23 protein-coding genes are annotated in these 26,262 nt (G+C 65.9%); 18 read left to right on the plus strand and 5 right to left on the minus strand.

Going from position 1 to position 26,262, the window contains the following annotated elements:
- The first annotated feature begins 7 nt into the window (after positions 1-7).
- The 5 genes from C664_RS04430 to C664_RS04450 all read left to right on the plus strand — a co-directional run bounded on the left by C664_RS04430 (position 8) and on the right by C664_RS04450 (position 6,062).
- Positions 8-1,144, plus strand: a complete 1,137-nt coding sequence (locus C664_RS04430; protein WP_157353954.1) for a WD40/YVTN/BNR-like repeat-containing protein — start codon at positions 8-10, stop codon at positions 1,142-1,144.
- Complete coding sequence (locus C664_RS04435) at positions 1,141-3,540, plus strand: efflux RND transporter permease subunit (RefSeq protein WP_004253863.1); 2,400 nt, start codon at positions 1,141-1,143, stop codon at positions 3,538-3,540. Before C664_RS04430 ends, C664_RS04435 begins: the two co-directional genes overlap by 4 nt.
- Before the next feature lie 93 nt (positions 3,541-3,633).
- Positions 3,634-4,296 carry an acetate CoA-transferase subunit alpha gene (gene atoD, locus C664_RS04440; protein ID WP_004253864.1) on the plus strand — a complete coding sequence of 221 codons (663 nt, stop codon included), beginning with the start codon at positions 3,634-3,636 and terminating at the stop codon, positions 4,294-4,296.
- 1 nt (position 4,297) lies between these two features.
- Positions 4,298-4,951 (plus strand): 3-oxoacid CoA-transferase subunit B, encoded by a 654-nt coding sequence (locus C664_RS04445; RefSeq protein WP_004253865.1) that lies wholly within the window; start codon positions 4,298-4,300, stop codon positions 4,949-4,951.
- 829 nt (positions 4,952-5,780) lie between these two features.
- A complete protein-coding gene (locus C664_RS04450; protein ID WP_004253866.1) occupies positions 5,781-6,062 on the plus strand; it encodes a cupin domain-containing protein in 282 nt (93 codons plus the stop codon).
- 52 nt (positions 6,063-6,114) lie between these two features.
- Here C664_RS04450 and C664_RS04455 read toward each other — a convergent pair whose 3' ends face one another.
- The gene (locus C664_RS04455) at positions 6,115-7,413 is read right to left on the minus strand and encodes a methyl-accepting chemotaxis protein (protein WP_004253867.1); all 1,299 of its coding nucleotides are present in this window, start codon (positions 7,411-7,413) and stop codon (positions 6,115-6,117) included.
- Positions 7,388-7,909: a PAS domain-containing protein gene (locus tag C664_RS04460; protein WP_004253870.1), complete on the minus strand. Its 522-nt coding sequence runs from the start codon at positions 7,907-7,909 to the stop codon at positions 7,388-7,390. The genes C664_RS04455 and C664_RS04460 overlap by 26 nt, the downstream gene beginning before the upstream one ends.
- A 244-nt stretch (positions 7,910-8,153) precedes the next feature.
- Here C664_RS04460 and C664_RS04465 point away from each other — a divergent pair, with 244 nt between their 5' ends.
- The 3 genes from C664_RS04465 (at position 8,154) to C664_RS04475 (ending at position 12,855) form a co-directional block, all read left to right on the plus strand.
- The gene (locus C664_RS04465; protein ID WP_004253872.1) at positions 8,154-8,675 is read left to right on the plus strand and encodes a DUF3617 domain-containing protein; all 522 of its coding nucleotides are present in this window, start codon (positions 8,154-8,156) and stop codon (positions 8,673-8,675) included.
- 183 nt (positions 8,676-8,858) lie between these two features.
- Positions 8,859-11,912 carry an ATP-binding protein gene (locus tag C664_RS04470; RefSeq protein WP_083483046.1) on the plus strand — a complete coding sequence of 1,018 codons (3,054 nt, stop codon included), beginning with the start codon at positions 8,859-8,861 and terminating at the stop codon, positions 11,910-11,912.
- A 295-nt stretch (positions 11,913-12,207) separates the two neighbouring features.
- Entirely contained in the window at positions 12,208-12,855 is a 648-nt protein-coding gene (locus C664_RS04475; protein ID WP_004253876.1) for a LysE family transporter, read from the plus strand.
- On the opposite strand, the gene C664_RS04480 is transcribed toward C664_RS04475, so the two are convergent.
- From C664_RS04480 to C664_RS04490, 3 genes are all read right to left on the minus strand, one after another.
- Positions 12,852-13,160: a monooxygenase gene (locus C664_RS04480; protein WP_004253879.1), complete on the minus strand. Its 309-nt coding sequence runs from the start codon at positions 13,158-13,160 to the stop codon at positions 12,852-12,854. The two genes, C664_RS04475 and C664_RS04480, sit on opposite strands and share 4 nt — an antisense overlap.
- A 46-nt stretch (positions 13,161-13,206) precedes the next feature.
- Complete coding sequence (locus tag C664_RS04485; RefSeq protein ID WP_004253882.1) at positions 13,207-14,103, minus strand: class I SAM-dependent methyltransferase; 897 nt, start codon at positions 14,101-14,103, stop codon at positions 13,207-13,209.
- Between the two features lie 100 nt (positions 14,104-14,203).
- Positions 14,204-15,229, minus strand: coding sequence for an AraC family transcriptional regulator (locus C664_RS04490; protein ID WP_038010967.1), 1,026 nt, complete (start codon positions 15,227-15,229; stop codon positions 14,204-14,206).
- 248 nt (positions 15,230-15,477) lie between these two features.
- Between C664_RS04490 and C664_RS04495 the strand changes: the two genes are divergently transcribed.
- From C664_RS04495 to C664_RS04540, 10 genes are all read left to right on the plus strand, one after another.
- Positions 15,478-16,311: an ABC transporter ATP-binding protein gene (locus C664_RS04495; protein WP_004253888.1), complete on the plus strand. Its 834-nt coding sequence runs from the start codon at positions 15,478-15,480 to the stop codon at positions 16,309-16,311.
- A 1-nt stretch (position 16,312) separates the two neighbouring features.
- Positions 16,313-17,197 carry a branched-chain amino acid ABC transporter permease gene (locus C664_RS04500; RefSeq protein ID WP_004253890.1) on the plus strand — a complete coding sequence of 295 codons (885 nt, stop codon included), beginning with the start codon at positions 16,313-16,315 and terminating at the stop codon, positions 17,195-17,197.
- Positions 17,197-18,237, plus strand: a complete 1,041-nt coding sequence (locus C664_RS04505; protein ID WP_004253893.1) for a branched-chain amino acid ABC transporter permease — start codon at positions 17,197-17,199, stop codon at positions 18,235-18,237. The genes C664_RS04500 and C664_RS04505 overlap by 1 nt, the downstream gene beginning before the upstream one ends.
- 49 nt (positions 18,238-18,286) lie before the next feature.
- Complete coding sequence (locus C664_RS04510) at positions 18,287-19,456, plus strand: ABC transporter substrate-binding protein (protein ID WP_004253905.1); 1,170 nt, start codon at positions 18,287-18,289, stop codon at positions 19,454-19,456.
- A gap of 3 nt (positions 19,457-19,459) precedes the next feature.
- Positions 19,460-20,272, plus strand: a complete 813-nt coding sequence (locus C664_RS04515) for an ABC transporter ATP-binding protein (RefSeq protein ID WP_004253910.1) — start codon at positions 19,460-19,462, stop codon at positions 20,270-20,272.
- A gap of 8 nt (positions 20,273-20,280) precedes the next feature.
- Entirely contained in the window at positions 20,281-22,131 is a 1,851-nt protein-coding gene (locus tag C664_RS04520; protein WP_004253912.1) for an AMP-dependent synthetase/ligase, read from the plus strand.
- The gene (locus C664_RS04525; protein ID WP_004253924.1) at positions 22,124-22,939 is read left to right on the plus strand and encodes an enoyl-CoA hydratase/isomerase family protein; all 816 of its coding nucleotides are present in this window, start codon (positions 22,124-22,126) and stop codon (positions 22,937-22,939) included. Before C664_RS04520 ends, C664_RS04525 begins: the two co-directional genes overlap by 8 nt.
- Before the next feature lie 146 nt (positions 22,940-23,085).
- Entirely contained in the window at positions 23,086-24,222 is a 1,137-nt protein-coding gene (locus C664_RS04530) for an acyl-CoA dehydrogenase family protein (protein ID WP_004253926.1), read from the plus strand.
- A 16-nt stretch (positions 24,223-24,238) separates the two neighbouring features.
- Positions 24,239-25,438: a thiolase family protein gene (locus C664_RS04535; protein ID WP_004253928.1), complete on the plus strand. Its 1,200-nt coding sequence runs from the start codon at positions 24,239-24,241 to the stop codon at positions 25,436-25,438.
- Positions 25,439-25,457: 19 nt separating this feature from the next.
- Positions 25,458-26,225: a 3-hydroxyacyl-CoA dehydrogenase gene (locus C664_RS04540; RefSeq protein ID WP_004253931.1), complete on the plus strand. Its 768-nt coding sequence runs from the start codon at positions 25,458-25,460 to the stop codon at positions 26,223-26,225.
- Positions 26,226-26,262 lie beyond the last annotated feature (37 nt).

Genomic DNA, 26,262 nt, shown 5'->3' on the forward strand with positions numbered 1-26,262 from the left:
TGAGCGAGTGGAAAGCATTGGTTTTTCACTCGCTCAACTCGCGGAGGAGAGAAGGCAAGTGCAAAAAAAATTCACTGCATTTCAAAGATTAGCCGGATACTGCGTGGCTGCCGCTTGCTTTAGCACGCCCCTTCACGCTGAGCCTGATGCTATGCAACGCAGCGCGCCGATTTGGCAGGACAGTCGAATCAACACGCTTGTCGTGACTGCGCTCGGAAAATATGAAGGCAAAACCATTGCAGTCGGTGAGCGTGGCTTAATTCTTGTTTCGGACGAGCAAGGAAAGGCGTGGCGCCAGGTGAAAAGTCCTGTTGCTGTTACGTTGACGGGTGTTTCCTTCAGTGATGCCAACACGGTCTGGGTGGTCGGTCACGGTGGCATTGTGCTGAGAAGTGCCGACGGCGGTGAAACCTGGAGCAAACAGCTTGATGGAGAGAAACTCGCGGCTTTGGCCCTTGAAGCGGCATCCAGTCCTGACGCTGATCCGTCTGCGCTCGCCGAAGCGCAACGCTTGGTTGCGGATGGCCCTGACAAGCCCCTGCTCCACGTCAATTTTTTCGACAAAGATGAAGGTCTCCTAATCGGTGCCTATGGCTTGATCTTCTCGACAGAGGACGGTGGGGCCAACTGGAAGCCACTCATCAGTCACTTAGGAAACCGTATTGGGGCTCACCTTTACGGAGTACTGAAAACAGGCAAAGACATCTGGATTGCGGGTGAGCAGGGCTCCCTGTTTTTGAGTGAGGACGCTGGTCGCAGTTATCGTGCGGTGGATACGCCGTATCAGGGCAGCTTCTTCGGGGTTGCCGCAGCAGGTTCAAGCGTTCTTGTGTTTGGAATGCGCGGAAACGCGTATTACTCCGAAGATCGCGGTGCCTCCTGGCATAAGTCTTCCATTCCCAGCAATAACTCATTGACTGCCGGTTACGCCCGGAAAAACGGCGCCGTGGTTTTGGTCGACGATGGCGGAAATGTTTTCGAGAGCAGCGATGGCGGCAAGAATTTTTACCGCGCACCATTGAATAAATTGCCGCCTCTGACTTCAGTCATCGAAGCGGCCGATGGTGAATTCGTGTTCGGCAGTGCTCGAGGAATCATCAACTCGGGCGAGCAAGCAAAGCTTTCTTCGGAAGTACGGAAATGAGTCACGACAACTCACTCGCGGAACATCCTGTCATCCGCAATCTCGCGGATTTCGACCCCAAAAGTGGCAATTTGATTGAGCGCGCATTCTTCAATCATCGCTGGATCGTGATGATTGTGTGTCTGGTCCTCTCGATCGTGCTGGGCTACAAGGCTTTAGATCTGAAGCTCAATGCGAGCTTCGACAAGATGATTCCGAGCGGTCATCCCTACATCGTCAATTTCTTGGAGAATCGAAAGGATTTGGCGGGTTTGGGTAATAGTGTTCGGATTGCGGTGGCGGTCGAAGAGGGCGATATCTTCAATGCAGCCTACCTGGACACCTTGCGCCGCCTGACGGATGAGCTGTTCCTTCTTCCCGCCGTTGACCGGCCGTACATGAAATCCCTCTGGACCTCATCGACCCGCTGGGTGGGGGTGACCGAGGAAGGGCTCGATGGCGGACCGGTTTTGCCCGAAAACTATGATGGGAGCCCCGAAAGTCTCGAGCAAGTGCGTCAGAACGTCGATCGCTCGGGCGAAGTCGGCCAGCTGGTGTCCGCCAATTATCGCTCCAGTATCATTCTGGTTCCGCTCAACGAGACTGCGGAAGACGGCTCGCGTCTTGATTACCACGCATTTTCACAAAAGCTCGAGCAACTCCGCAGCAAGTATGAAGCGGAAGGCGTCTCCATCCACATTACGGGCTTTTCAAAAATCGTTGGCGACCTGATCGAGGGCTTGCAGCAAGTCCTCTTTTTCTTTGCGCTGGCGATTGTGATCTGCAGCGTGGTTCTGTATGGCTACACCCGGTGTATTCGCAGCACGCTTCTGGTCATGCTGTGTTCGCTTGTTGCCGTGCTTTGGCTACTTGGTGTTTTGCCAACGCTCGGATATCAACTCGACCCCTACTCGATCCTTGTGCCCTTCCTGGTTTTCGCAATAGGGATGTCTCATGGTGCGCAGAAGATGAACGGCATCATGCAGGATATCGGTCGGGGGACGCACAAGGTCGTGGCCGCGCGTTACACGTTCCGCCGCTTGTTCCTCGCCGGTATAACGGCACTGCTCGCCGACGTGGTCGGGTTTGCCGTGCTGATGGTCATCGATATCCCAGTGATCAAGGATCTGGCTGTTACCGCCAGCATGGGTGTGGCAGGCCTGATTTTCACCAACCTGATCCTGTTGCCCATCCTTTTGTCCTATACCGGCGTTAGCCCGGAAGCGGCCAAACGCAGCTTGAAGGAGGAGATGGTTGACGACGCCGATCGAGCCCACAAGAAGCACCTTTTCTGGGCCTTTCTCGACCTGTTCACTCATCGCAAGTGGGCGACCATCGCAATTCTCGTCTCGCTGGTATTGGGTGTCGTCGGCTTCTTGGTTAGCCTGCAGCTCAAGATCGGTGACCTGGACCCTGGTGCGCCGGAACTGAGGGGGGATTCGCGTTACAACCGAGATAACGCGTTCATGGCAGCCAATTACGCGGCCAGCAGTGATGTGTTCGTCATCATGGTGCGTACGCCGGAATTTGCTTGCGTGCAGTATGAAACGCTGACTCAGGTCGATGCCCTCGAGACAGAACTGCAGCAGCTCCCCGGTGTCGAGTCGACCAATTCCTTTGCGACCCTCGCCAAGCGCTCGGCGGCGGGCATGAACGAGGGAAGTCTCAAGTGGTACGACCTGCCGCGCACGCAAGATATGTTGAACGCGATTGCTACCCGTGCGCCGCGTGAGCTTTTCAACCAAAGCTGCAATCTGCTGACGGTCTATGCCTATCTCAAGGACCACAAGGCAGACACGCTGGAATCGGTCGTCAGCCTGGTTGAGGAATTTGCGAAGCGCAACAACACGGCGGAGGTCAAGTTCCTCAACGCGGCTGGCAATGCGGGCATCGAAGCGGCGACCAATATTGTGGTGAAGAAGGCCAATGTGCAGATGCTCTTCCTGGTCTACGCCGCGGTGATTGTTCTCGCCTTCGTCACCTTCCGGTCCTGGCGAGCAGTGGTTTGTGCCGTAGTCCCCCTGCTGCTGACGTCCATTCTGTGCGAGGCATTGATGGTGATGCTGGGCATGGGCGTAAAGGTTGCAACCTTGCCGGTGATTGCACTGGGTGTGGGTATTGGTGTGGATTACGCCCTCTACATCCTTACGGTGACCTTGGCTCGCCTGCGCGAAGGCATGTCTTTGTCGGAGGCGTATTACAAGGCTCTGTTGTTCACCGGCAAAGTGGTTGCACTTACGGGTATTACCCTCGGCGTGGCGGTCTCCACCTGGGTGATGTCGCCAATCAAGTTCCAAGCGGATATGGGCATTCTGCTCGGCTTCATGTTCGTCTGGAACATGCTTGGCGCGGGAATCCTGCTCCCTGCCTTGGGCCATTTCTTGCTCAAGCCCCAACGTAGCAAGGCCGGTGTTTGACTCCGCCAGCTTGGCTGTTGATGATGAATCGCGTGCGCCCTGTACCCAAGCGTACAGGGCTGAAGCGCGAGGTTCTCAGGAACGAGGGTTTGAATGGCAGTGAATAAAGTAGTCGAATGGAGCGACGTGGGCGGCCTCTTTCATGACGGCGTGTCCATCATGTTCGGCGGCTTCATGGGTGTTGGCACGCCAGAGGGCATTGTTTCGGTCTTAATCGAAAAGGGTGTCAGAAGACTGACTTTGATCGGCAATGACACTGCTTTCCCGGAGACGGGTATCGGCCCGTTGATCAGTAGCAGCGGGGTCGACAAGGTGATTGTTTCGCACATCGGCACAAACCCGACCACGGGCCAGCGCATGATTGCAGGCGAGCTCGATGTCGATCTGATTCCACAGGGTACGCTTGCGGAGCGAATTCGTTGTGGGGGCGCAGGTCTGGGCGGCGTGCTGACGCCGACGGGGGTTGGAACCATCGTTGAAGAGGGAAAGAGCAAGCTGATCGTCGAAGGGCGGGAGTATTTGCTTGAACTGCCCCTGAAGGCGGACTGGGCGATACTCAAGGCAAAAAAGGCGGATTCCGCGGGAAACCTTGTTTACGAGCGTGCCGCGCGAAACTTCAACCCCATCATGGCCTTGGCAGCGAAAAAGGTGATTGTTGAGGTTGAAGAGATCGTGCCGGTTGGGGACATTGACCCAGACATGGTGATGACGCCGGCCGCATTGGTGGATTATCTGGTCGTGGCGAGGAAGCATTGATATGGACGCCAAGGAAACGATCGCTCGACGAGTCGCGCAGGAGCTTAAGGAAGGCTACATCGTCAATCTGGGAATCGGCCTGCCGACACAAGTGCCAAGATATCTGCCGAAAGGGCTGGAGATCACGCTTCAGTCTGAAAACGGTTTTCTGGGTCTGGCTCCACTAGAGGGTGAGCCGCACCCTAATGTGGTCAATGCGGGTGGCAAGCCTTGTGGCTTGGCACCTAGTGCGGCCATATTCGATAGCGCCATGTCGTTCGCCTTGATTCGTGGCGGGCATGTTGATATCACCGTCCTAGGAGGGCTTCAGGTAGACCAGCGCGGTAACCTTGCCAACTGGATGGTGCCCGGCAAGATGGTGCCGGGGATGGGCGGGGCTATGGATCTTGTGACCGGGGCGCGGAAAGTTATCGTCGCGATGGAACACTGCACCAAGGATGGGCAGCCGCGCCTTTTGCGGGAATGCGCCCTGCCGCTGACCGCAAAGGGGCGTGTATCGATGGTGGTGACGGAGCTCGCGGTGTTTGGTGTCAGTCACGGCGAGTTCGTATTGCATGAATTGGCAGCGGGTGTCGCACTTGACGAGGTGCGAAAAAAGACGGGCGCGACTTTCGTCATTTCGCCGACGCTGGGGGAGATGAAAGCGGTTTCCTGAGTTAGGGACAGGTTTTGCGTCTTTCTTCCTCTCCGTGGTTCGACCCTTCGATGACCAGGTTGGAGAGGGAAACTCGTGGGGCAGCTCAGCTCAATTGGCGTTTAAATAATTCTCGCGATCGGTTCGTTTGCAGTCGCACGGCTCCTCTCTCCTCCTCCTCTCGGGGGGCCGTGCGGCCTGCATCTCAAGCAATCCGTTCTTATCGATCTTGGCCCCATCTGCACGGTCGGATGGCCGGGGTGGTCAGGCTGTGACCTGCCCCTGTCTTCAGTACCAGGCTTGGGGTAGTCCGGCGGTTAGCGGTGTTTCCAGTCCAGCGGCAGCAATCAGGCCGAGTCCGGATGTTCGCCGCCTGTGAGCCGCACGACAGCTGAGGCCGAGTTGCTTCCGTTGGCCATCCGGCAAATTTCGGAGTTTTGCGGCCTCTTGAGCATCCTTGCTCCAGGCATATCGACCGCCGATTATTGCCGATCCGAGACCTCCAGCCTCCTCCTCTGCCGGGAAGACGGACGAGCCTGGCCTTCACGTCACGAACTGTATGACCGCAAGGCGTTGCGGTGCGCCTCGTCTTCGTCGGCGCCAACACGCTGGCCTGAGCCAGAGAAGCCTGAACCATCGTTGCCGTTCATGGCCAAAGAGCAAAACGCGGCCTGCGGCTGGACTCGAAGGGCATTGAGCCGCAAGTCCGGCAGGGCTCCACAAGCCGCCGATCGAGGAGGGGTGCGATATGCAGGAAGTACGAGCGATCCGGCCAGACCGTGAAGTCCTGACGCGTCAGCGACTGCCTTATTTCGTTGGTATTTCGGGAGAGACGGTCGGAGCAAGCGGAATGAGCATGCATCTGATGACGATCCCGCCTGGGGCGAAGTCAGAGCCGCACTACCATGTCGGCTACGAAACCGGAATCTATGTGCTGGTAGGAAAGGTTCTGACGCGCTGGGGCGCGAAGCTGGAGAATGAGGTGATCAGCGAGGCAGGGGAGTTTCTGTTCATCCCGGCAGGCGTTCCCCACGAAGCGATCAATCTGAGCACCACGGAAGCGGCCCGCGCCGTGGTCGCGCGCAATCATCCGGCAGAGCAGGACCAGATACAGCCCTATGTTGCCGAGTAGGTGCCTCGGCCAAGGCCGCGCGCGGACTGCCGTGGTGCGGTCACGACGTGCGCTACCGGGGCTGGAGTTCCTGCGACTCGATGCGTGCGAACAGCGTGTCGTAGGCTTCGATCAGGTGGGTGCGTTCGGCCTCGTTGTCCTGCCATCTGCCCTCGAGGGCCACTGACAGGGCCTCGCGTTCGATTTCCGGGCGGGACGACAGGTCGAGCGCTTCGCCGTTGATCACCTGATTGATGTTGGCTCGCGCATTCTGGGCGAGCGAGACCCGGCTCATGAGCGCCGTCATGGTGTCGGCACCGTCGGCGATCGTGCTGGCGAGGCGCTCGATCTGCGATGCGGCACTGGCTGAGCGGCTCAATTCGTCACCAAAGGCATCCGCGGTGCTGCGGGCCCCGGCAACGGCCTCGCCGAGGCCTTCCATGCGGCTGCTGACGGCGTCCATCGCCTGCGATACGGCCGAAATCGCGGTGGTGATCTCGTTCGCCGCGCGCTGCGACTGGTCGGCCAGCTTGCGGACTTCGTCGGCGACCACCGCGAAACCGCGGCCGGCTTCGCCGGCGCGGGCGGCCTCGATCGCGGCGTTGAGCGCGAGCAGATTGGTCTGCTTGGCGATCTCGTCGACCTGCCCCGACAGCGCACGGATGGCCGCCGTCTTCTGGTCGAGATCGGACAGCGAAGCGGCGCTCTCACGCGCGGACTCATGCGCGCTGCCGAGCGAGCTCGACATCGCATTGGCGGAGGAGGACATGCGGGTCGCGGTTTCGAAGAAATCCTGTGCCAGCGTGCGCACCTCCGAGGCGTCGTCATCGACCTGCGCCAGGGCGTGGTTGACGCGGTCGATGGCATTGGAAAGCCCGCGTTCCGAGCGCATGAAGATGCGTGACAGCAGGGCTTCGCGGACGATGGACTGCCGTGCCTGGTTGAGGCGCTCGAGCAGTGTCTGCATGCGCTCGAGCACGATCCGGAAGGTGCCGTGCAGCCCCGAGGTCTGCAGGCGGCGCCAGTCATGCCCTTCTGCCGACGCTTCCATCGCGCCCAGCATCTCGCGGAACGCCGCCTCGGTCTGGTCCAGCGACGAATTGAGGTGGCGGCGGATTTGTTCGAGGCGCGGATCGGCATAGGCGCGCGGCAGGCGCTCGACCAGCCGTCCGTCGCTGAAGGCGGTCAGCAGCCGGTCGAGGTCGGTCAGCGGGGCGGTCGTCGTGCGTGCCGGCCAGAGCAGGACGGCGATCGCACCGAGCAGTGCGGGCAAGGCATGCAGCGGACCGAAGAAGGCACCGCCTGCGCCGAGCAGCACGAGCCCGCAAGCGATCCAGCGTTGGCGCTCAGAGCGCGAAAACAAGCTGTTCATAGCTCATCCTCGATTGTTGGAGCAGATCCGTCAGGACCTTCGTACCCGCACCGATCGCGTCGCGGGCGCCGGCCGCGCGTTCCGCGTCCAGCATCTGGCGATACACCGGCTCGATCTTGGCCAGGGCGTCGCGCCGCGGGCAGCGCCGCACCGAGTAGTAGCCGACGATCTCGCCTCGCGGGCCGAAATCCGGGGTGATGTGGGTGAACACCCAGTAGAAGCCGCCGTCCTTCGACATGTTCTTCACGTAGGCGAAGAACCCGTGGCCGGCCTGGATGGTGTCCCAGGCAAGCTTGAACGCTGCACGCGGCATGTCCGGATGGCGGATGATGTTGTGCTGGCTGCCGAGCAGTTCGTGTTCGGTGTAGCCGGAGAACTCGATGAAGATCTCGTTGCCGTAGGTGATCCGGCCCTTGAGGTCGGTTTTGCTGACGATGAAATCGTCCTCGCGCATGATGCGCTCGTTGCGGGTAGGCGTAATCGCCCTGTTTTTCATTGGAGCGTCTCCACGGGGCCAGGCGGGGGCGATCGTGGTCGCCCGCAATTCGCGCGTGCGCTGCATGCGCGGTGCATATATTGAATATTTGATGATTTAACGGCAGATTCGGGAAAAACTTTAGGCGCGAGCGGCAGGCGGGGATCGAATAGAATTCCGATCCATGACGTACCCACCCCTTTCCCTTGAAAACAAGGCGCAGAGCAGACTGATGGAACGGAACAGGCTGCCCCGAGGCGGGCTGATGTGGTTGGGCGCGATGCTGGGTGCGCTGATGGCGACGCCGGGCGTGAGCGCCGCGGAGGGAATCCGGCCCGGGCTGTGGGAGTTTCGCTCGACCCACCTGAGCGTGGGCGGCCTGCCCGACCTTTCGTCACAGATGGGCATGCTGCAGCAGCAGTTGCAGCTGCTGCCGCCGGACGTGCGCGCGAAGGTCGAGGCGCAGATGGCACAGCGCGGTGTGCGTCTGGGGCAGGACGGCACCGTGCGCAGTTGCATCACGCCGGCGCAGGCGCGCAGCGACACCATCTACTCGGGCAAGGTCGAAGGAAACTGCACGCTCACCGACGTGCGCAAGTCGGGCAACACCGTGACGGGACGCCTGAACTGCACCGATCCGCAGGCCGCAGGTGAGTTCCGTGCCCGGGTGGACAGCCCGGAGCGTTTCGCGACCCGCGTCATGCTCAAGTCGCCGCGCGGCGACCTCGATCTCGAGACCGACGCACGCTGGGTTGCAGCCCGCTGCGACGCGGATTCGGGGCGCTGAGCCTTGACGGAGATTCCGCATTGACCCGCTGATCGTCGATAATTCCGTCTTATGGGCTGAGCCCCGCTGCCCGTACGGAGGGGCGGCGAAGCGGGCTGTCAGCTTCACTCCAAAGCACCTTGGCAGAGACCCGGACGACGGTGGAAACCGGCCGTCTCGGACGTTCCGACGGATCGAGCACGCATGACTAATCCAGCTGTCCCCGCTTCAGCAGACAGGGTCGCGGGCGCGCCTCGCCGCCCGTGGCGGCGCTTCGTGCTGCCGCTGCTCGCGCTGTCGGTGCTGATCGGCGTGCTCGGCACGGTGGGCTACCGCTATCTCGCCGAGGAAATCCGCCGCGAAACGCATCGGACGCTGGCCGTGATCGCCGAGCAGAAGCGCCAGCACATCGAGGACTGGCTGGGCAAGGCGCGCGTCGATGCCGAGCTGTACTTTTCCGGCCATTCACAGCTCGACAGCCTGTTCGCTGGCTGGCTGGACAGTGGGCGGCGCGACCCGGTGGCCTTCGCGCGGATGCAGGCGCTGATGCGGGACGCCCAGCGCGCGCGGGGCTGGGAGGGCGTGGCGGTGATCGACGCCGACGGGCAGCCCGCCTTCGTCATCGGCGATGCGGACAGCGGCGCCCATGCCGAGTTGATCCGCAAGGTGCTGCACGAGCGGCGCGTGACCCTGGTCGACCTGTACCTGAATGCGCGTGGCGAGGCGCGCTTTGGCGTGCTGGCGCCGATCGGCGAGGCCGGCCGTGCACCGCGCGGCGTGGCCTACCTGACCTGGCGTGCGGATGCGGTGCTGTTCCCGATGGTGGAGTCCTGGCCCATCCCGACGCGCACCGCGGAGACCTATCTCGTGCGGCGCGACGGCAGCGGCGTCCGCTTCCTCACGCCGCTGCGTCACCAGCGCGATGCGGCCCTCGTGCTGACCCTGCCGCTCGCTTCGCCCAACCTGCCTGCGGCGCGCGCCGCGCAGGGCGAGGCCGGCATCCTCTCCGGCGGGCGGGACTATCGCGGTGTGCCGGTGCTGGCCTATGCGTCGCCTATCGGCGGGACGCCCTGGCTGATGCTCGCCGAGATCGACGAGCGCGAGGCCTATGCGCGCGTGCGCCTGATGACCTGGGTGACGGCGCTGGTCATGGGGTTGTTGCTGTTGCTGGTGTATTCGGCCGGCTTCCTGTTGTGGCGGCGCGACCTGCAGCGGCAGGAGGTGGTTGCGCTGCGTGCCCAGCGTGCCGCGGAGGCACGGTTCCGCGTGATCTTCGAACAGGCGCCGGTCGGCGTCGTGCTGGTCGATTCCGGCAGCGGGGTGATCACCGAGGTGAATCAGCGCTTCGCCGACATCGTCGGCCGCAGCCCGGCACAACTGGTCGGGCTCGACCCGCGCGCCATCACCCACCCCGAGGACGTGGCCGAGAGCGCGGACAACCTGCATCGGCTGTCGGCGGGCGAGATTCCGGGCTACCGCGTCAACAAGCGCTACCTGCGGCCCGATGGCTCGGTGGTGTGGGTCAGCCTGAGCTTTGCGCCGGTGCAGGTCGAGAGCGAGGAGGCGCCGCGCTACCTCGGCATGGTCGAGGACATCACCGCGCGCAAGGCGATGGAGGAGCGCCTGCAGGTCAGCGAGGCGCGCCACCGCCAGCTGGCGGACGAGGCCGCCGCCGCCAACGCGGCCAAGAGCGAGTTCCTCGCCCACATGAGCCATGAGATCCGCACGCCGATGAACGCCGTCCTCGGCCTGGCCCAGGTGCTGGCACGCGAGAACCTCTCCGCCGGCCAGCGCGACATGGTCGAGCGCATCCGCAATGCCGGCCAGTCGCTGATGGCGATCCTCAACGACGTGCTCGACCTGTCGAAGATCGAGGCCGGGCAGCTGCGCATCGAGCCGCGCCCCTTCGACCTCGCCGCCTTGCTGGCGAACGTCGACAGCCTGATGGGGCAGGTGGCGCGCAGCAAGGGGCTGGCCCTGCGCGTGCAGATGCCCGAGCCGTCGCCCGGCCTGCTGCTGGGCGACGGCCTGCGGCTGGAGCAGGTGCTGTTCAACCTGGTGGGCAACGCGATCAAGTTCACGGAGCGCGGCGAAGTGGCGGTGCGCGTGCGCAGTCTCGAGACGCGCGAGGCCGAACTGCGACTGCGCGTCGAGGTGCGCGATACCGGCATCGGCATCGCGCCCGAGGCGCTCGGCCGGCTGTTCTCGCCCTTCACCCAGGCCGATGCCGGCATCGGTCGCCGTTTCGGCGGCACCGGTCTCGGTCTGTCGATCTGCAAGCGTCTGGTCGAGCTGATGGGCGGCAGTATCGGTGCCGACAGTCAGCCGGGCCTCGGCAGCACCTTCTGGTTCGAGCTGCCGTTGCAGCGCGCCGCTGCCGACCAGTCCGTGCTACCTCGCACCGCGCCGGCAGCGACCTCGGGCCCGCGCCTGGCGGGCGCGCATGTGCTGGTGGTGGACGACAGCGCGATGAACCGCGATCTGGTCGAACGCGCACTGGCGCTGGAGGGGGCGAGCACGACGCTGGCGGCCGACGGGCAGCAGGCGCTGCAATTGCTGAAGACCCGCCCCGATGGCTTCGATGCGGTGCTGATGGACGTGCAGATGCCGGTGATGGACGGCCTGAGCGCGATGCGTGCGATTCGCGGCGAACTGGGCATCGTCGGTCTGCCGATCATCGCCTTCACCGCCGGGGTGCGCGACGACCAGCAGGCGGCGGCGCGCGAGGCGGGCGCCAACGACGTGCTGCCCAAGCCGATGGATCTCGAGGAGATGGCGCAACTGCTGGTGCGCTGGATCGGGCCGCGTGGGCAAGGGGATACGCCGCGTCCGGCCCTGTCCGCGGGCGAGGCGAGCGTCCTTGGCGCGGGCCCGGCGTCCGCAGCTGATGCCTTCCCCGACATTCCCGGCATCGACCGCGAACGCGCGATCCAGCGCGTCGGCGGCGACCTCGGGATGTTCGTCGGCCTGCTCGAGTTCTTCATCGAGGACAATGCCGATGCCGCCGCCCAGGCCCTCCGCGAACTCGCCGAAGGCCGGCGCGAGGATGCCGCGCGGCGCATGCACACCCTGCGCAGCAACGCCGGCTTCATCTGCGCGATGGAGCTGATGGAGGAGGCCGGCGCGCTGGAGGCGGCGATCGAGAACGACGAACCCGACGTCGATGCACGCCTTGCGGTCGTGGGCGAGCGCATCGAGCGGCTGATCGAGGCCAGCGCGCCGTGGCGCTCGGGGTGGGCGAGGGCGCCGCACACGTAGCGCGCCTGCGCGGCGTTCCACGTCAGGGTGCGGCAGGCGCCACGCAGGCGGCGGGACAGCAGCACGCCCAGCGGGCAGGGTTCGGCCGCGCAGCACACGCCGCAGCCGTTGCACGGCGCGCCTGTTGCGGGCTTGGGCGGTGCGGCGGCGTGCAGGTGGATCACCTGGTAGCGGGTGGGGGCGGTCATCGTGGCGGAACGGATTCGGGTCGCGGGGCCGGGCGCGCGTGCGAGGACGTGGCCGGCGCATTAACATAGCCGACTTCCGCCGCCGAAACTGACCCGACCCCACCCCGATGCTGCTCGATACCTGGATTTCCTTCTTCGTCGCCTGCTGGATCATCAGCCTGAGCCCGGGCGCCGGCGCGATCGCGTCGATGTCCTCGGGGCTGAACTACGGTTTTCGCCGCGGCTACTGGAACGCCATCGGGCTGCAGCTTGCGCTGGCGCTGCAGATCGGCATCGTCGCCACCGGGCTGGGGGCGGTGCTGGCCACGTCCGAGCTGGCGTTCTCGGCCATCAAGTGGTTCGGCGTGGCGTACCTGGTCTACCTTGGCTGGAAGCAGTGGGTGGCGCCGCCCGCGGCGATGGCGGTCGAGTCAGGCGATGCCGCGCACGGCCGGCCGTGGCCGCTGGTGATGCGAGGCTTCGTCGTCAATGCCAGCAACCCGAAGGCGATCGTGTTCATTCTCGCGGTGCTGCCGCAGTTCCTCGATCCGGCGCGCCCGCTGCTTGCGCAATACCTGATCCTCGCGGCCACCATGATCGCCGTCGACCTGATCGTCATGGCCGGCTACACCGGCCTGGCGGCGCGCGTGCTGCGCCTGCTGCGCGAGCCGCATCAGCAGCGCCTGCTCAACCGGACCTTCGGTGGCCTGTTCGCCGCGGCGGCGTTGCTGCTGGCCACGGTCCGGCGTGCCGGCCACGCCACGCCGGGCGCCTAGCCGCCGAGCGGTGCGCGGTCGATTGCCGACAGCGCGGGATTGACGTCGAACAGCTTGGCGTTGACCTGCGGCACGCCGAAGCCCAGCAGGCGGGCGCGGTGCATCTGCAGGTAGGCCTCGGCGCTGGCGCGGTCGGCGAACAGGTAGATGCCGCCGGCCTCGCTGGCGTCGCGGCTCTCGGTCCAGATCTTCCACAGCAGACCGGGCTCCTGTGCGATCGATTCGGCCAGGCCGCGCATGGCCTGCGCCATGTCCTCGCCCCACGGACCGGAATACGGAAAGTCGACTTGAAGCAGTACTGCCATGTGCGTTCTCCTGAATGATGTATGGCTGCGGCGCGGTACGGCCGGCTCAGCCGGCGGCGTCCGCGTCTGCGTCGGGCGCCGGGACGGCAACTGAGCGCGTGTCGCACTGCGGCTCGCCGGCAAAGAAGCGCTCGCCCAGTTCCTCCAGCCCCAGCGTCTGCAGCAGCTCGCGCAGGCGCGCGGACGGGCGGTTGCGCGGCAGGCCCCGGTCGCTCGCGATGATGAGTTCGTTCTTCATCGAGTGCTCCCAGCCCACCAGTTCGGTGACGTTGACCTGGTAGCCGTGCGATTCGAGCTGCAGGCAGCGCAGCACGTTGGTGACGTGGCTGCCGAACTCGCGCGTGTGGATGGGATGACGCCACAGTTCGGTGAGGCTGTTCTTCAGCTGGCGCTGCTTGTTCTTGCGCAGCACCGCGGCGACTTCGGCCTGGCAGCAGGGCACGAGCACGATAAAGCGCGCGCGCTTTTCCAGGGCGAAGCGGATCGCGTCGTCGGTGGCGGTGTTGCAGGCATGCAGCGCGGTGACGACGTCGATGCGCTCGGGCAGGCGCTCGGAGCGGATCGACTCGGCCACCGTCAGGTTGTGGAAGCGCATGCCGGCCGAGAAGCCGAGCTTGTCGGCCAGGCGGCGCGAGCTCATCACCAGTTCGTCGCGCGTCTCGATGCCGTGGATGCGGCCGCCGGGTGCGTGCTGCTTGAAGAACAGGTCGTACAGGATGAAGCCGAGGTAGGACTTGCCCGCGCCGTGGTCCACCAGCTGGATGTCCGGCCGCTCGGCCAGCGCCTCGGCCAGCAGCGGCTCGATGAACTGGTAGAGGTGATAGACCTGCTTCAGCTTGCGCCGGCTGTCCTGGTTGAGCTTGCCGTCGCGCGTCAGGATGTGGAGCTGCTTGAGCAGTTCGATCGACTGTTCGGGACGGATTTCGGGGTGCTGGGCGGTCATGGGTGCAGGGGGCGATGGCTGGGCGTGCGGAAGTGGGCGCCAATGTACTCCCGCACCGCGCGTGGACCAAGTGCGGCCTTCCCGGGGTGCGGTCGCGGCTTCAGCTTGCTGGCCGTCCCCGCCGGTAGCTGCCCGGTGGGGTGCCGGTCCATTGCTTGAAGGCGCGGTTGAAGGCGGCCGGGTCGTCGAAACCGAGGTCGGCGCCGATGCTCGCGATCGGTTCATCGGTGCGCGAGATGCGGGCGATGGCCACGTCGCGCCGCAGGGCGTCCTTGACCGCCTGGAAGTGCGTGCCCTCGGCGTCGAGCCGGCGCGCGAGCGTGCGTGGCGAGATGTGCAGCGCGCGCGCGGTGTCCTCCACCGTCTGCGGCCGGCCCAGGCCGGCTTCCAGCAGGTCGCGCACGCGGTGGGTGAACAGGCGCTCGCTGACCGAGACGTGGATCCAGTCCATCGGCGCCTTGCGCAGGAAGGCCGACAGCGAGGCCTTGTCCTGGCGGATCGGCGCGTCCATGAACGCCGGCTCGATGCAGAGCGCGGTCCGTGCCTGGTCGAAGCGCGCTGGGCCGGCGTACATGTTGATGTATTCGCCGGCATGAGCCGGGGCGGGGTAGCCCAGGTCCACCCGCGCGAACAGCAGCTTGCGCTCGATCATCCACGAGGCGATGCCCTGCACCAGCATCAGCATCAGCTCGAGGATCAGCATGCGGTGGCGGCCGAGGTCGGCGCGCTCGACCAGCGTGATGCGCGTCAGGCCGTCCTCTTCGTCCATCGCGTAGTGAAGGTCGTCCAGCACCAGACGAAAGAACCAGCAGAACCGATGCAGCGCGACGCGCAGGTTGGCGGCATCCAGCATGCCGAGGCACAGGAACTTGAGCGTGCCCGCGCGCAGGGGGCGCGAGAACATGCCCGGCGTCTCGTCGTCGAGCTCGATGGCGAGCGTGCGGTAGAACAGCGCGAACTGCTCCACCGTGACCCGGGCCGACTCCTGTTCAAGCAGTGCCGGGGCGATGCCGGCGCGACCGACGCAGTCGAGCGCCAGCGGCCGGTGTTCCCCGAGGCGGTCGAGGAGCTGGCCGATCATGCGGATCGGTACGGTGACGGCAGGGGCATTCAGGCGTTCGGTCATGGTGGTTGCGATGCTGCGGTGCATCGTCGGGATGTCTCGATCATGTGACAGGAAATGTCAATCGATCGGCCGGATCTGCCATCCACAACTCGGCCCGTACTGCCTAGTATGGCCTGCAAATAGCGGCAGAAAAAAGATTAATGCCAGCGCCGGCGCATCGCGATCCCCGATGGGTTCGCGTTTGCTGGCAATTAAAGCACAGCACGCACAGGCCGCCCGGGAAGAGGCGGCTGGCAGGAGGAGACAAGGTGCATCCAGGCAAGGCCAGTCCGATCCTCGAGGTCGAGGGGCTCACGTTGTCGTTCGGCGGTATCAAGGCGCTGACCGACGTGGGCTTCGAAGTCGCTCCGGGGTCCATCACCACCGTCATCGGTCCGAACGGCGCGGGCAAGACCTCGCTGTTCAACACGATCTCCGGTTTCTACAAACCCTCGACGGGGCGTATCCGCTTCCAGGGCGAGGACATCACCGCCACGCGGCCGCCCGAGCGCGCCAGGCTGGGCCTCGCGCGCAGCTTCCAGAACATCGCGCTGTTCCGCGGCATGACCGTGCTCGACAACATCAAGCTCGGCCGCCATGCCCACCTGCGCACCAACGTGCTCGACGCGCTGTTCTACTTCGGCCGCGCGCAGCACGAGGAAATGAAGCTGCGCCAGGAGGTCGAGGAACGCATCATCGACTTCCTCGAGATCGACCACATCCGCCACATGCCGGTCTCGGTGCTGTCCTACGGCCTGCAGAAGCGGGTGGAGATGGCGCGCGCGCTGGCGATGCGACCCAAGGTGCTGATGCTGGACGAGCCGGTCGCCGGCATGAACCGCGAGGAGACCGAGGACATGGCGCGCTTCATCCTCGACGTGCGCGAGGAGTGGGGCGTGACCGTGCTGATGGTGGAGCACGACATGGGCATGGTCATGGACCTGTCCGACCACGTGGTGGTGCTCAACTTCGGCCAGGTCATCGCCGACGGCACGCCAGCCGAGGTGCAGGCCAACCCCGAGGTGATCAAGGCCTACCTGGGTTCGGGCGACGTCTCGGAGTTGCGCCAGCGCCTTCATCAACCGCTTGCAGTGGGGGCCTGAGATGGACTTCGACTGGCTTTTCCTGGCCGAGATCGTGCTGGCCGGCCTTGGCGCCGGTGGCCTGTACGCACTGACCGGCCTCGCTTTCGTGATGATCTACAAGGCCACGCGGGTGGTGAACCTGGCCATCGGCGAGATGCTGATGATCGGCGCCTACCTGTGCTTTGGCCTCGCCACGGCGATGAACATGCCGATGTGGCTGGCGATCCTGGTTGCGGTGATCGGCAGCGGGGTGGCGGGCGCGACGCTCGAGCGGGTGGCGATCCGGCCGATGCTGGGCGAGTCGCCGATCTCGGTGTTCATGGTGACCGTGGGCATGGCCTCCATCCTGGTCGGTGTGGTCGAGCTGGTCTGGACCTCCGAGCCGCGCCGCCTGCCGGAGTTCATGCCCAGCGCGCCAGTGATGATCGGCGAGGCCTTCGTGCCGCCCAAGGTGTTCTACGGCTTCCTTGTCGCGGCCGTGTTGATCGGCGCGGCGCTGGCGGTGTTCCGCTTCTGGCGCGGTGGCGTGGCGCTGCGGGCGACGGCATCGGACCAGCAGGCGGCCTACTCGATGGGCATCAACGTGCCCAAGGTGTTCTCGCTGTCCTGGACCGTGGCGGCAATGATCGCGGCGATCGCCGGCGTCATCGTCGGCGCGGTGGGCGGCATCTCCTCGACCATGGGGGTGTTCGGCCTGTCGGTGCTGGTAGTGGTGATCGTCGGTGGTCTGGACAGCGTGCTCGGCGCGCTGGTCGCCGGCCTCTTCATCGGCGTCGTCGAGTCGCTCGCCGGTGGCTTCCTCGGCGGCGAATTCAAGCTGCTGGCCACCTTCATGATCCTGATCGTCGTGCTGCTGGTCCGTCCCTACGGTCTGTTCGGCACCCACGAAATCGAGAGGTTGTAATGCGCATCGGAACCGCACGCTCCAGCTACCGCCACGACGAGTCGCTGTTCGACAGCCGCACCCAGCACGCCTGGCTGGCCGTCCTCGCCGTCGCGCTGCTCGGCTTCCCCTTCCTGGCCGACGAGTACTGGCTGTACCTCGCCTGCCTGGTGGCGATCAACATCGCCAGCACCACCGGGCTCAATATCCTCACCGGCTACACCGGGCTGGTGAGCCTGGGGCAGGCCGCCTTCATGGGCATCGGCGCCTACACGGTGGCTGCGCTGGAGCAGAAGCTCGGCACGCCGGTGCTGCTCAACCTGCTCGCCGGCGGCTTCGTCGCCATGCTCGGCGGACTGGTGGTGGGCCTGCCCTCGCTGCGGGTGAAGGGGCTGTACCTGGCGATCGCGACCATTGCCGCATCGGTGGTGCTGCACTTCGTGTTCGCCAACTGGCATGCGGTCACCGGCGGCCACGCCGGCATCACGGTGGCGCCGGCGGAGATCCTCGGCCTCAGCTTCGACACCTCGTTCCGCTTGTACTGGCTGTTCGTGCCGATCACCATCCTGATGGTGCTGGGCGCGGCCAACCTGTTCCGCACCCGCATCGGCCGCGCCTTCATCGCGATCCGCGACCGCGACATCTCGGCCGAGGTGCTGGGCATCCCGCTGCTGCGCTACAAGCTGCTGTCCTTCGGTCTGTCGTCCTTCTATGCCGGCGTGGCGGGCGGCATGTGGGCCTACTTCTTCCGCGTGGTCACGCCGGAGAGCTTCCCGCTGATCATGTCGATCTTCTTCCTCGCCGCGGTCATCGTCGGCGGCATGGGCACCATCCTCGGCGCCATCCTCGGCGCGGTCTTCATGACCATGGTGCCCGAGGCCCTCAAGCTCATCGTCGGCTGGCTGCCGCTGTCGGCCGACGCCACGCTGATCCTGTCGCCGGTGCGCACCATCGTGTTCGGCGCGCTGATCGTCGGCTTCCTGGTGTTCGAGCCGCTCGGCCTGCAGGAAATCTGGCGCCGCATCCGCCGCTTCTTCCACCTCTGGCCGTTCCGGGCCTGAGTTTTCCTCGCCTCACTGCATCACCACATACAAAGAGAAGGAGACAAGCATGAGAAGAGCCGTACTCAAGAGCCTGCTGGCCACCGCGGTCCTGGCCGCCACCGCAGGCCTGCCCGCTGTCCAGGCTGCGGACAAGGAAATCGTCATCGGCGGCTCGATCCCGATGAGCGGCGTGTTCGCCTTTGCCGGCATCGGCATCCACGCCGGCATCCAGGACTACGTGAAGATGGTCAACGACGCCGGCGGCATCGAGGGCCACAAGCTGCGCTACGTGCCCGAGGACAGCGCCTACAAGGTCGACCAGTCGGTGGCCGCATTCAAGAAGATCACCAGCCAGAACAAGGTGAACTTCTACTACGGCGACTCCACCGCCTTCAGCAAGACCATCAACCCCGAGCTCGACCGCGCCGGCAGCATGATCATGTCGGGCGCGTCCTTCGCCACCGAGCTCAACGACCCGAAGAAGTACCCCTACCAGTTCATCGCCGGCCCCGACTACACCCAGCAGTTCGGCATCCTGCTGCGCTACATCGCCAAGGAAAAGCCGGGCGCCAAGGTGGCCTTCGTCTTCTCCGACACCGAGTTCGGCCGCGACCCGATCGAGACCAGCCGCGGCGTCGCCAAGGAGCTGGGCCTCAACGTCGCGATCGAGATCATGACCCCGCCGGGTGCGGTCGACGTGTCGACCGAGATCGCCAAGCTGCGCCGCGCGCGGCCCGACTTCACCATCTTCCACGGCTACATCCTGGGTCCGATCCCCGAGTTCATCGGCCAGGCGCGCCAGCTCGGGCTGGACACCAAGTTCATGGGCACCTTCTGGACCATGGACAACAGCACCGTGATGCAGATGGGCGACGTGGCCGAGGGCTTCATGGGCGTGATGCCCTACAACTACTACTACGACACGGCCACGCCGGCGCCGATGCTGGACAAGATCCGCGCGATGCGAGCGGAGTACCAGAACGTGCCCTACATCCAGGGCTTCCTGTCCGCCATGCTCTACGCCGAATCGGCCCGCCGCACGATCGCCGCCGGCAAGGAGATGACCGCGGCCAACTTCAAGGTGGCGCTGAACTCGATCGAGAACTTCGACACCGGTGGCCTGATCGGTGTGCCCATCACGATCCGCGGCAACACCATCCCGGTCGGCCGCATCTATCGCGCCGACACCAAGGCCAAGCGCATGGTGCCGGCCTCCGACTGGATCGTGCTGGAGTAAGCGATGAGTGCGGCCGAATCCGTCCTCGAGGTGAACAACATCGAGGTGATCTACAACAAGGCGGTGCAGGTGCTGCGCGGCCTGTCGCTGTCGGTGCCGCGCGGGCAGATCGTCGCGCTGCTCGGCTCCAACGGCGCGGGCAAGAGCACGACGCTCAAGACCGTGTCCGGCCTGCTGGGGCTGGAGAACGGCGAGCTGACGCGCGGCGAGATCCGCTTCGAAGGCAAGCCGCTGGCGGGTTCGAAGCCGCACGAACTGGTGCGCGCGGGGCTCTTCCACGTGATGGAAGGGCGCCGCGTGTTCGAGGACCTGACAGTGGAGGAAAACCTCGTCTCCGCGACCTATGCGCTCACCGGGCGCAGCGGCGCGAAGGCCGATTACGAGCTGGTCTACGAGTACTTTCCGCGCCTGTACGAGCGCCGCAACGGCCTGGCGGGCTATCTCTCGGGCGGCGAGCAGCAGATGCTGGCGATCGGCCGCGCGCTGATCGCGCGGCCCAAGCTGATCCTGCTCGACGAGCCTTCGCTGGGCCTGGCGCCGCTGCTGGTGGAGAACATCTTCCAGATCATCGCCCGCATCAACGCCGAACAGAAGGTGTCGATGCTGCTGGTCGAGCAGAACGCCTCGGTGGCGCTGGCGGTGGCGCACTACGGCTACATCATGGAGAACGGCAAGGTCGTCACCGACGGCCCGGCCGAACGCCTGGCCGCCGACCAGGACGTGCGCGAGTTCTACCTCGGCATGGGCGGGCACGGCGAGATGAAGAGCTTCCGCGACATCAAGCACTACAAGCGCCGCAAGCGCTGGCTGTCATGAGCGAGAGGATGGCCATGAGCAAGAATCCCGAAGTCAATCCGCTTCCCCGGCTGACCCTGCCGCAGATGCTGCGTGAGCAGGCGAAGCAACACCCCGGGCGCATCGCCATCCGCCAGAAGGATTTCGGCATCTGGCAGGGCATCACCTGGGACGACTATTACCGCCGTTCGAGTCACGTCGGCCTGGGGCTGCGTGCGCTCGGCCTGTCCGCCGGCGGCCACGTCGGCGTGCTCGCCGAGAACCGCATCGAATGGGTGCTGACGCAAATGGGCTGCGGGCTGGTGGGTGGCATTGCGGTCGGCGTCTATCCGACCAGCCCGGCGCCCGAGGTGGCCTACGTGCTCAACCACGCCGACGTCGAGGTGGTTGTATGCGAGGACCAGGAGCAGACCGACAAGGTGGTCGAGGCGCTCGACCAGCTGCCACACCTGCGCGCGATCGTGGTGATGGAGACCAAGGGGCTGCGCAACGCCGACGAGCGTGTGCGCGACCGCATCCTGTCCTTCGCCGACCTGGAGACGCTCGGCGTCGAGTATGAGGCCACCCACCGCCACCTGGTGGAGGAGACGCTGACGACGCAGCGGCTCGAGGACATCGCGCTGATGATCTACACCTCGGGCTCCACTGGCAAACCCAAGGGCGCGATGATCAGCTACGCCAACATCCGCGGCGTGGCGCCCGGCATCGCCGATCGCCTGGGCCTGTCGGCGGACACCAGCCACCTGTCCTACCTGCCGCTGTGCCACGTCGCCGAGCAGATGCTGACCACCTTCTGCCCGATCTACCTGGGCTCCACGGTGGCCTTCGGCGAGTCGATCCGCACCGTACAGGAAGACCTGCGCGAGATCGCGCCGACCATGTTCCTGGGCGTGCCGCGCATCTGGGAAAAGCTGCACTCGGCGATCAGCATCAAGATGCAGGAGAGCGGTCCGCTGCAGCGCTGGCTGTTCGACCGCGCAATGGCGGCCTGCGCGCCCTTCGCGCACAAGGCGGCCGCGCAGCGCACGGCGGGCGAGCGTCTCACCTACGCCGTCTGGTACTGGATCATCCTGCGCGCGCTGCAGAACTTCATCGGCCTGCGCCGGGCGAAGGTGGCGCTGACCGGCGCCGCGCCGATCCCGCCCGCGGTGGTGCAGTTCTTCCGCACGCTGGGCGTGCCGCTGGTGGAGGTCTATGGCCTGACCGAGTCGACCGGCATGATCACCGGCCAGCCGCTCGATGCCGCCCGCTTCGGCTCGGTCGGCACGCCCATCCTCGGTGTCGAGCACCGGATCGGCGAGCGCGGCGAGCTGCTGATCCGGGGCGAGATGGTGTTCGCCGGTTATTACAAGAACCCGGAGGCGACCGCCGACAGCATCCGCGACGGCTGGCTGCACACCGGCGACGTGGTCGAGGCGCGCGACGGCCAGCTCTACATCGTCGATCGCCTGAAGGACATCATGATCACCGCCGGCGGCAAGAACCTGACGCCGTCCGAGATCGAGAAGACGATGAAGGCCAGCCCCTACATCAAGGAGTGCATCGTCGTCGCCGACGGGCGCAAGTTCGTCTCCGCGCTAATCCAGATCGACTACGAGACGGTGGCGAAGTGGGCCGAGGGCCGGCAGATCCTCTTCACCCACTTCCGCTCGCTGGTCGAGCACCCGGAGGTGCGCGCCCTGATCGACGCCGAGATCGCACGCGGCAATGCCCAACTCGCGCAGGTCTCGCACATCCGCCGTGTCCACCTGCTGACCAAGGAGCTGGACCACGACGACGGCGAGGTGACGGCAACGATGAAGGTGCGCCGTTCCAGCATCTACAAGACCTATGCCGACGTGATCGAAGCCATGTACCGGGGAGAGGCCGCCCATGCCTGAACATTCGCAAGTCGCCAGCATCCGCCTCGAGCGCGACGGGGGCATCGCCTTCATCACGCTGGATCGCCCGGCCTCGCGCAACAGCCTTGACCTGTCGATGGGCCTTGCGCTGCGCGATGCCGTCAGGTCGCTGACGGCCGCGCCGCCGCGGGTGGTCGTGCTGCGCAGCAGCGGCGCGCACTTCATGGTCGGCGGCGATGTGCGCCGTTTCGACATCCTGCTCGGTCAGTCGCAGGCGGACTGCACCGAAGAAATCGGCCAGCTGATCGATGCCGTGCATGAGGCCGTCGCCGGCCTGACGCGACTGCCCTGCCCGGTGGTGGGCCTGGTGGGCGGCTCCGCGGCGGGCTTCGGCATGTCGCTGGCGATGGCCTGCGACCTGCTGGTGGCGGCCGACGATGCGCGCTTCGTGCTCGCCTACAGCGCCATCGGCACCACCCCCGACGGTGGCGCGAGCTGGCATCTGTCGCGCCGCGTCGGCCTGCAGCGGGCGCTGGCGATCGCGCTGCTCAACCCGCAGATCGACGCCGCGCAGGCGAGGGACGTCGGTCTCGTGGCCGAGGTGGTGCCGGCCGCGCAACTCGCCGAGGCCGGACTGGCGCTGGCGCGCCGGCTGGCCGAGGGGCCGGCGGCGGCCCAGGCCGACATCAAGCGTCTGCTGCGAGCAGGCCTCGACGCCGACCTGGAGACGGCGCTCGTCGCCGAGAAGGCGAGCTTCCTCGCCATGTCGGCGACGCCGGACTTCGCCGAGGGCGTGCGCGCGTTCTGCGAGCGTCGGCCGGCGCGCTTCGGCCACACATCCGGATGAAGACCCCCGGCTGAGGATTCCCGGCCGGGGCCACCCGCCGCCCCCGTCGCGGACGTCTTTTACCCCAGCATCTTTTCGGCGTGCTCAGGCATGTCGGGCATCGTTTCGCCCGTCGTTCGCGGACGACGGTCTTGCAAGGAGACATCATGGACTTCCAGTTGAACGCGGAGCAGCGCGAGATCCGCGATCTGGCACGCCGCTTCGCCGAGCGCGAGATCTCGCCGCGCGCGGCCGAGGCCGACGTCGCCAAGACCTTCCCCTTCGAGGTGCACCAGCGCGCGCAGGAACTCGGCCTGCTCGGCATCAACCTGCCGGAGGCCGTGGGCGGCGGTGGCCTCGGCTGCCTCGAGCTGGTGCTCGTCACCGAGGCCTTCTGCCGCGGCTGCCTGGGCATCGGCACCGCGCTGTGCGTGAATGCGCTGGCCACCGAGCCGATCGTGATCGCCGGCAGCGACATGCAGCGCGAGCGCTACCTGCGCCCCGCGGCCAATGGCGCGCTGGCGAGCTTCGCGATGACCGAGCCGGGCGCCGGCTCCGACGTCGCCGGCATCCGCACCCGCGCCGAGCGGGTGGATGGCGGCTACCGCCTGACCGGCAGCAAGATCTGGATCTCCAACGCCAACCTTGCCGAGTTCCTGGTCATCTTCGCCAAGACCGCGCCCGACGCCGGTCACCGCGGCATGACCGCCTTCATCGTGCCGCGCGGCAGCAGGGGCGTGGCGATCGGCGAGCCCCTGGGCAAGCTCGGCCAGCGCTGTGCACCCACCTGCGAGGTTTTCCTCGACCAGGTGTTCGTGCCCGAGGACCATCGCCTGGGCGAGGAGGGCAGCGGCTTCGCGCTGGCGATGGCGGTGTTCGATCACTCGCGGCCGATGGTGGCGGCCTTCGGCGTGGGTCTGATCGAACGCTGCCTCGACGAGTCGCTCGCCTACGCCACCCAGCGCAACAGCATGGGCAAGCGCCTGATCGAGCATCAGGCGGTGGCGCACAAGCTGGCCGAAATGCGCATGAAGCTCGAGGCCGCGCGCCTGCTCACCTACCAGTCGGCCTGGTTGCTCGACCAGGGCAAGCCGAACACGATCGAGGCCTCCATCGCCAAGGCCTTTGCCGCCGATGCCGCGATGTGGGCGGCGACCGAGGCGGTGCAGATTTTCGGCGGCATGGGCTACTCGACCGAATACCCGGTCGAAAAGCTCTTCCGCGACGCCAAGGTGCTGCAGATCTACGAAGGCACCAGCGAGATCCAGCGCAACATCATCGCCCGCGAATTGCAGCGGGCCTGAACCTGAGGACCCAGCAATGACCCCAAGCACCCCCTCCAATCCGAACGAAGCGCTGATCCTGGGCGCCGTCCGCACCCCCTTCGGCCGCCGCGGCGGCGCGCTGCGCGAGACCCGCCCGGACGAACTGCTCGCCACCGCCATTGGCGGCGTGCTGGCGCGCACCGGACTGCCGGCCGATAAGGTCGGCGACGTGCTGGCCGGCTGCGTCAGCCAGGCCGGCGAGCAGGGTGCCAACATCGCCCGCCAGGCACTGCTCATCGCCGGCCTGCCGGCCGAGGTACCGGGCGTGTCGATGAACCGTATGTGCGGCTCCAGCCAGTTCGCCACCCACGCCGCGTCGCAGGCGGTGGCTGCGGGCGACCTCGCGTTCTCCATCGGCTGCGGCGTCGAGAGCATGAGCCGGGTGCCGATGTTCCTCGACCTGACCCTGGGGCAGGGCGACTTCCGCGGCTTCGACAATCTGCATCCGAACATCCTCGAACGCTTCGCCATCCCGCACCAGGTCGAGAGCGCCGAGCGCATCGCAGACCAGTGGCAGATCTCGCGCGCCGAGATGGACGATTACGCGATCGAAAGCCACCGTCGCGCCGAGGCGGCGCGCGCGGCCGGCCTGCACACTGAGATCCTGCCGGTGGCAGGTGTGGACAAGGAGGGCGGCGCGATCACGCTGGGGCACGACGAAGGCATCCGTGCGGTGATCGACGTCGAGCGCATGCGCGCCATGCAGCCGGTGTTCCGCCAGCCGGGCGAGGGCGGCGTGACCGCGGCCAACGCCAGCCAGATGTCCGACGGCGCGGCCGCGGTGCTGGTCGGCCGGCGCGATGCGGCCGAGGCGCTGGGCATCCGGCCGCGCGCGCGCTTCCGCGCCCGCGTCGCGGTGGGCTCCGATCCGGTGATGCAGCTCACCGGGGTGATCCCGGCGGCGCGCCGTGCGCTGGAGATGGCCGGGCTGTCGATCCGCGACATGGACTGGATCGAGGTCAACGAGGCCTTCGCCAGCGTGGCGCTCTGCTTCGTGCGCGAGTTCGCGCCCGACATGGACCGCTTCAATCCCTGGGGCGGCGCGATCGCTCACGGCCACCCGCTGGGTGGCACCGGTGCCGGCCTGATGGCCAAGATGCTCGCCGGCCTCGAGCAACGCGACGGCCGCTTCGGCCTGCAGGTCATGTGCATCGGCCACGGCATGGCCACCGCCACCATCATCGAACGCATCTGAGACACAAGGAGCACACGCAATGAAGATCGCAAACTCGGTATTTCTCGTCACCGGCGGCGCCTCGGGCCTGGGCGCGGCCACCGCGCGCATGGTGGTGGACGGCGGCGGCCAGGTGGTGATCGCCGACCTCAACGAAGAGGCGGGCAAGGCGCTGGCGGCCGAACTGGGCGCGGCGGCCTGCTTCGTGCGCACTGACGTCACCGACGAGGCGTCGACGCAGGCAGCGGTCGATGCCGCGGTGAAGGGCTTCGGTGGACTGCATGGTCTGGTGTGCTGCGCCGGCGTGGCGCCGGGCGAAAAGGTGGTGGGCAAGGAAGGCCCGCACCGCCTCGACAGTTTCATGCGCGGGGTGACGATCAACCTCGTCGGCACCTTCAACCCGATCCGCCTTGCGGCCGACGCCATGAGCAAGGCCGCGCCGAACGAGGAGGGCGAGCGCGGCGTGATCGTCACCACCGCCTCGGTCGCCGCCTTCGACGGCCAGATCGGCCAGGCGGCCTACTCGGCGTCCAAGGCCGGCGTGGTCGGCATGACGCTGCCGATCGCGCGCGAGCTGGCGCGCTACGGCATCCGCGTCATGAGCATCGCGCCCGGCATCTTCGAGACGCCGATGCTGCGCGGCCTGCCGCAGCAGGTGCAGGATTCGCTCGGCCAGATGGTGCCTTTCCCCTCGCGCCTGGGCCGTTCCAGCGAGTACGCGCAGCTGGTGAAGTCGATCTGCGAGAACCCGATGCTCAACGGCGAGGTCATCCGCCTGGACGGCGCGATCCGCATGGCAGCCAAGTAAGGCGACTTGCCCGCGTACGATGGGGGCGCCTGCGGGC

Source organism: Thauera sp. 63, assembly GCF_000310165.2.
GTDB lineage: Bacteria > Pseudomonadota > Gammaproteobacteria > Burkholderiales > Rhodocyclaceae > Thauera > Thauera humireducens.

Excerpts from the sequence above, each read along its gene's own strand:
- C664_RS04435 (WP_004253863.1), top strand. The coding sequence starts at position 1,141 with ATGAGTCACGACAACTCACTCGCGGAACATCCTGTCATCCGCAATCTC.
- atoD (WP_004253864.1), top strand. The coding sequence starts at position 3,634 with ATGGCAGTGAATAAAGTAGTCGAATGGAGCGACGTGGGCGGCCTCTTT.
- C664_RS04445 (WP_004253865.1), top strand. The coding sequence starts at position 4,298 with ATGGACGCCAAGGAAACGATCGCTCGACGAGTCGCGCAGGAGCTTAAG.
- C664_RS04450 (WP_004253866.1), top strand. The coding sequence starts at position 5,781 with ATGAGCATGCATCTGATGACGATCCCGCCTGGGGCGAAGTCAGAGCCG.
- C664_RS04455 (WP_004253867.1), bottom strand. The coding sequence starts at position 7,413 with ATGAACAGCTTGTTTTCGCGCTCTGAGCGCCAACGCTGGATCGCTTGC.
- C664_RS04460 (WP_004253870.1), bottom strand. The coding sequence starts at position 7,909 with ATGAAAAACAGGGCGATTACGCCTACCCGCAACGAGCGCATCATGCGC.
- C664_RS04465 (WP_004253872.1), top strand. The coding sequence starts at position 8,154 with ATGTGGTTGGGCGCGATGCTGGGTGCGCTGATGGCGACGCCGGGCGTG.
- C664_RS04470 (WP_083483046.1), top strand. The coding sequence starts at position 8,859 with ATGACTAATCCAGCTGTCCCCGCTTCAGCAGACAGGGTCGCGGGCGCG.
- C664_RS04475 (WP_004253876.1), top strand. The coding sequence starts at position 12,208 with ATGCTGCTCGATACCTGGATTTCCTTCTTCGTCGCCTGCTGGATCATC.
- C664_RS04480 (WP_004253879.1), bottom strand. The coding sequence starts at position 13,160 with ATGGCAGTACTGCTTCAAGTCGACTTTCCGTATTCCGGTCCGTGGGGC.
- C664_RS04485 (WP_004253882.1), bottom strand. The coding sequence starts at position 14,103 with ATGACCGCCCAGCACCCCGAAATCCGTCCCGAACAGTCGATCGAACTG.
- C664_RS04490 (WP_038010967.1), bottom strand. The coding sequence starts at position 15,229 with ATGACCGAACGCCTGAATGCCCCTGCCGTCACCGTACCGATCCGCATG.
- C664_RS04500 (WP_004253890.1), top strand. The coding sequence starts at position 16,313 with ATGGACTTCGACTGGCTTTTCCTGGCCGAGATCGTGCTGGCCGGCCTT.
- C664_RS04505 (WP_004253893.1), top strand. The coding sequence starts at position 17,197 with ATGCGCATCGGAACCGCACGCTCCAGCTACCGCCACGACGAGTCGCTG.
- C664_RS04510 (WP_004253905.1), top strand. The coding sequence starts at position 18,287 with ATGAGAAGAGCCGTACTCAAGAGCCTGCTGGCCACCGCGGTCCTGGCC.
- C664_RS04515 (WP_004253910.1), top strand. The coding sequence starts at position 19,460 with ATGAGTGCGGCCGAATCCGTCCTCGAGGTGAACAACATCGAGGTGATC.
- C664_RS04520 (WP_004253912.1), top strand. The coding sequence starts at position 20,281 with ATGGCCATGAGCAAGAATCCCGAAGTCAATCCGCTTCCCCGGCTGACC.
- C664_RS04525 (WP_004253924.1), top strand. The coding sequence starts at position 22,124 with ATGCCTGAACATTCGCAAGTCGCCAGCATCCGCCTCGAGCGCGACGGG.
- C664_RS04530 (WP_004253926.1), top strand. The coding sequence starts at position 23,086 with ATGGACTTCCAGTTGAACGCGGAGCAGCGCGAGATCCGCGATCTGGCA.
- C664_RS04535 (WP_004253928.1), top strand. The coding sequence starts at position 24,239 with ATGACCCCAAGCACCCCCTCCAATCCGAACGAAGCGCTGATCCTGGGC.
- C664_RS04540 (WP_004253931.1), top strand. The coding sequence starts at position 25,458 with ATGAAGATCGCAAACTCGGTATTTCTCGTCACCGGCGGCGCCTCGGGC.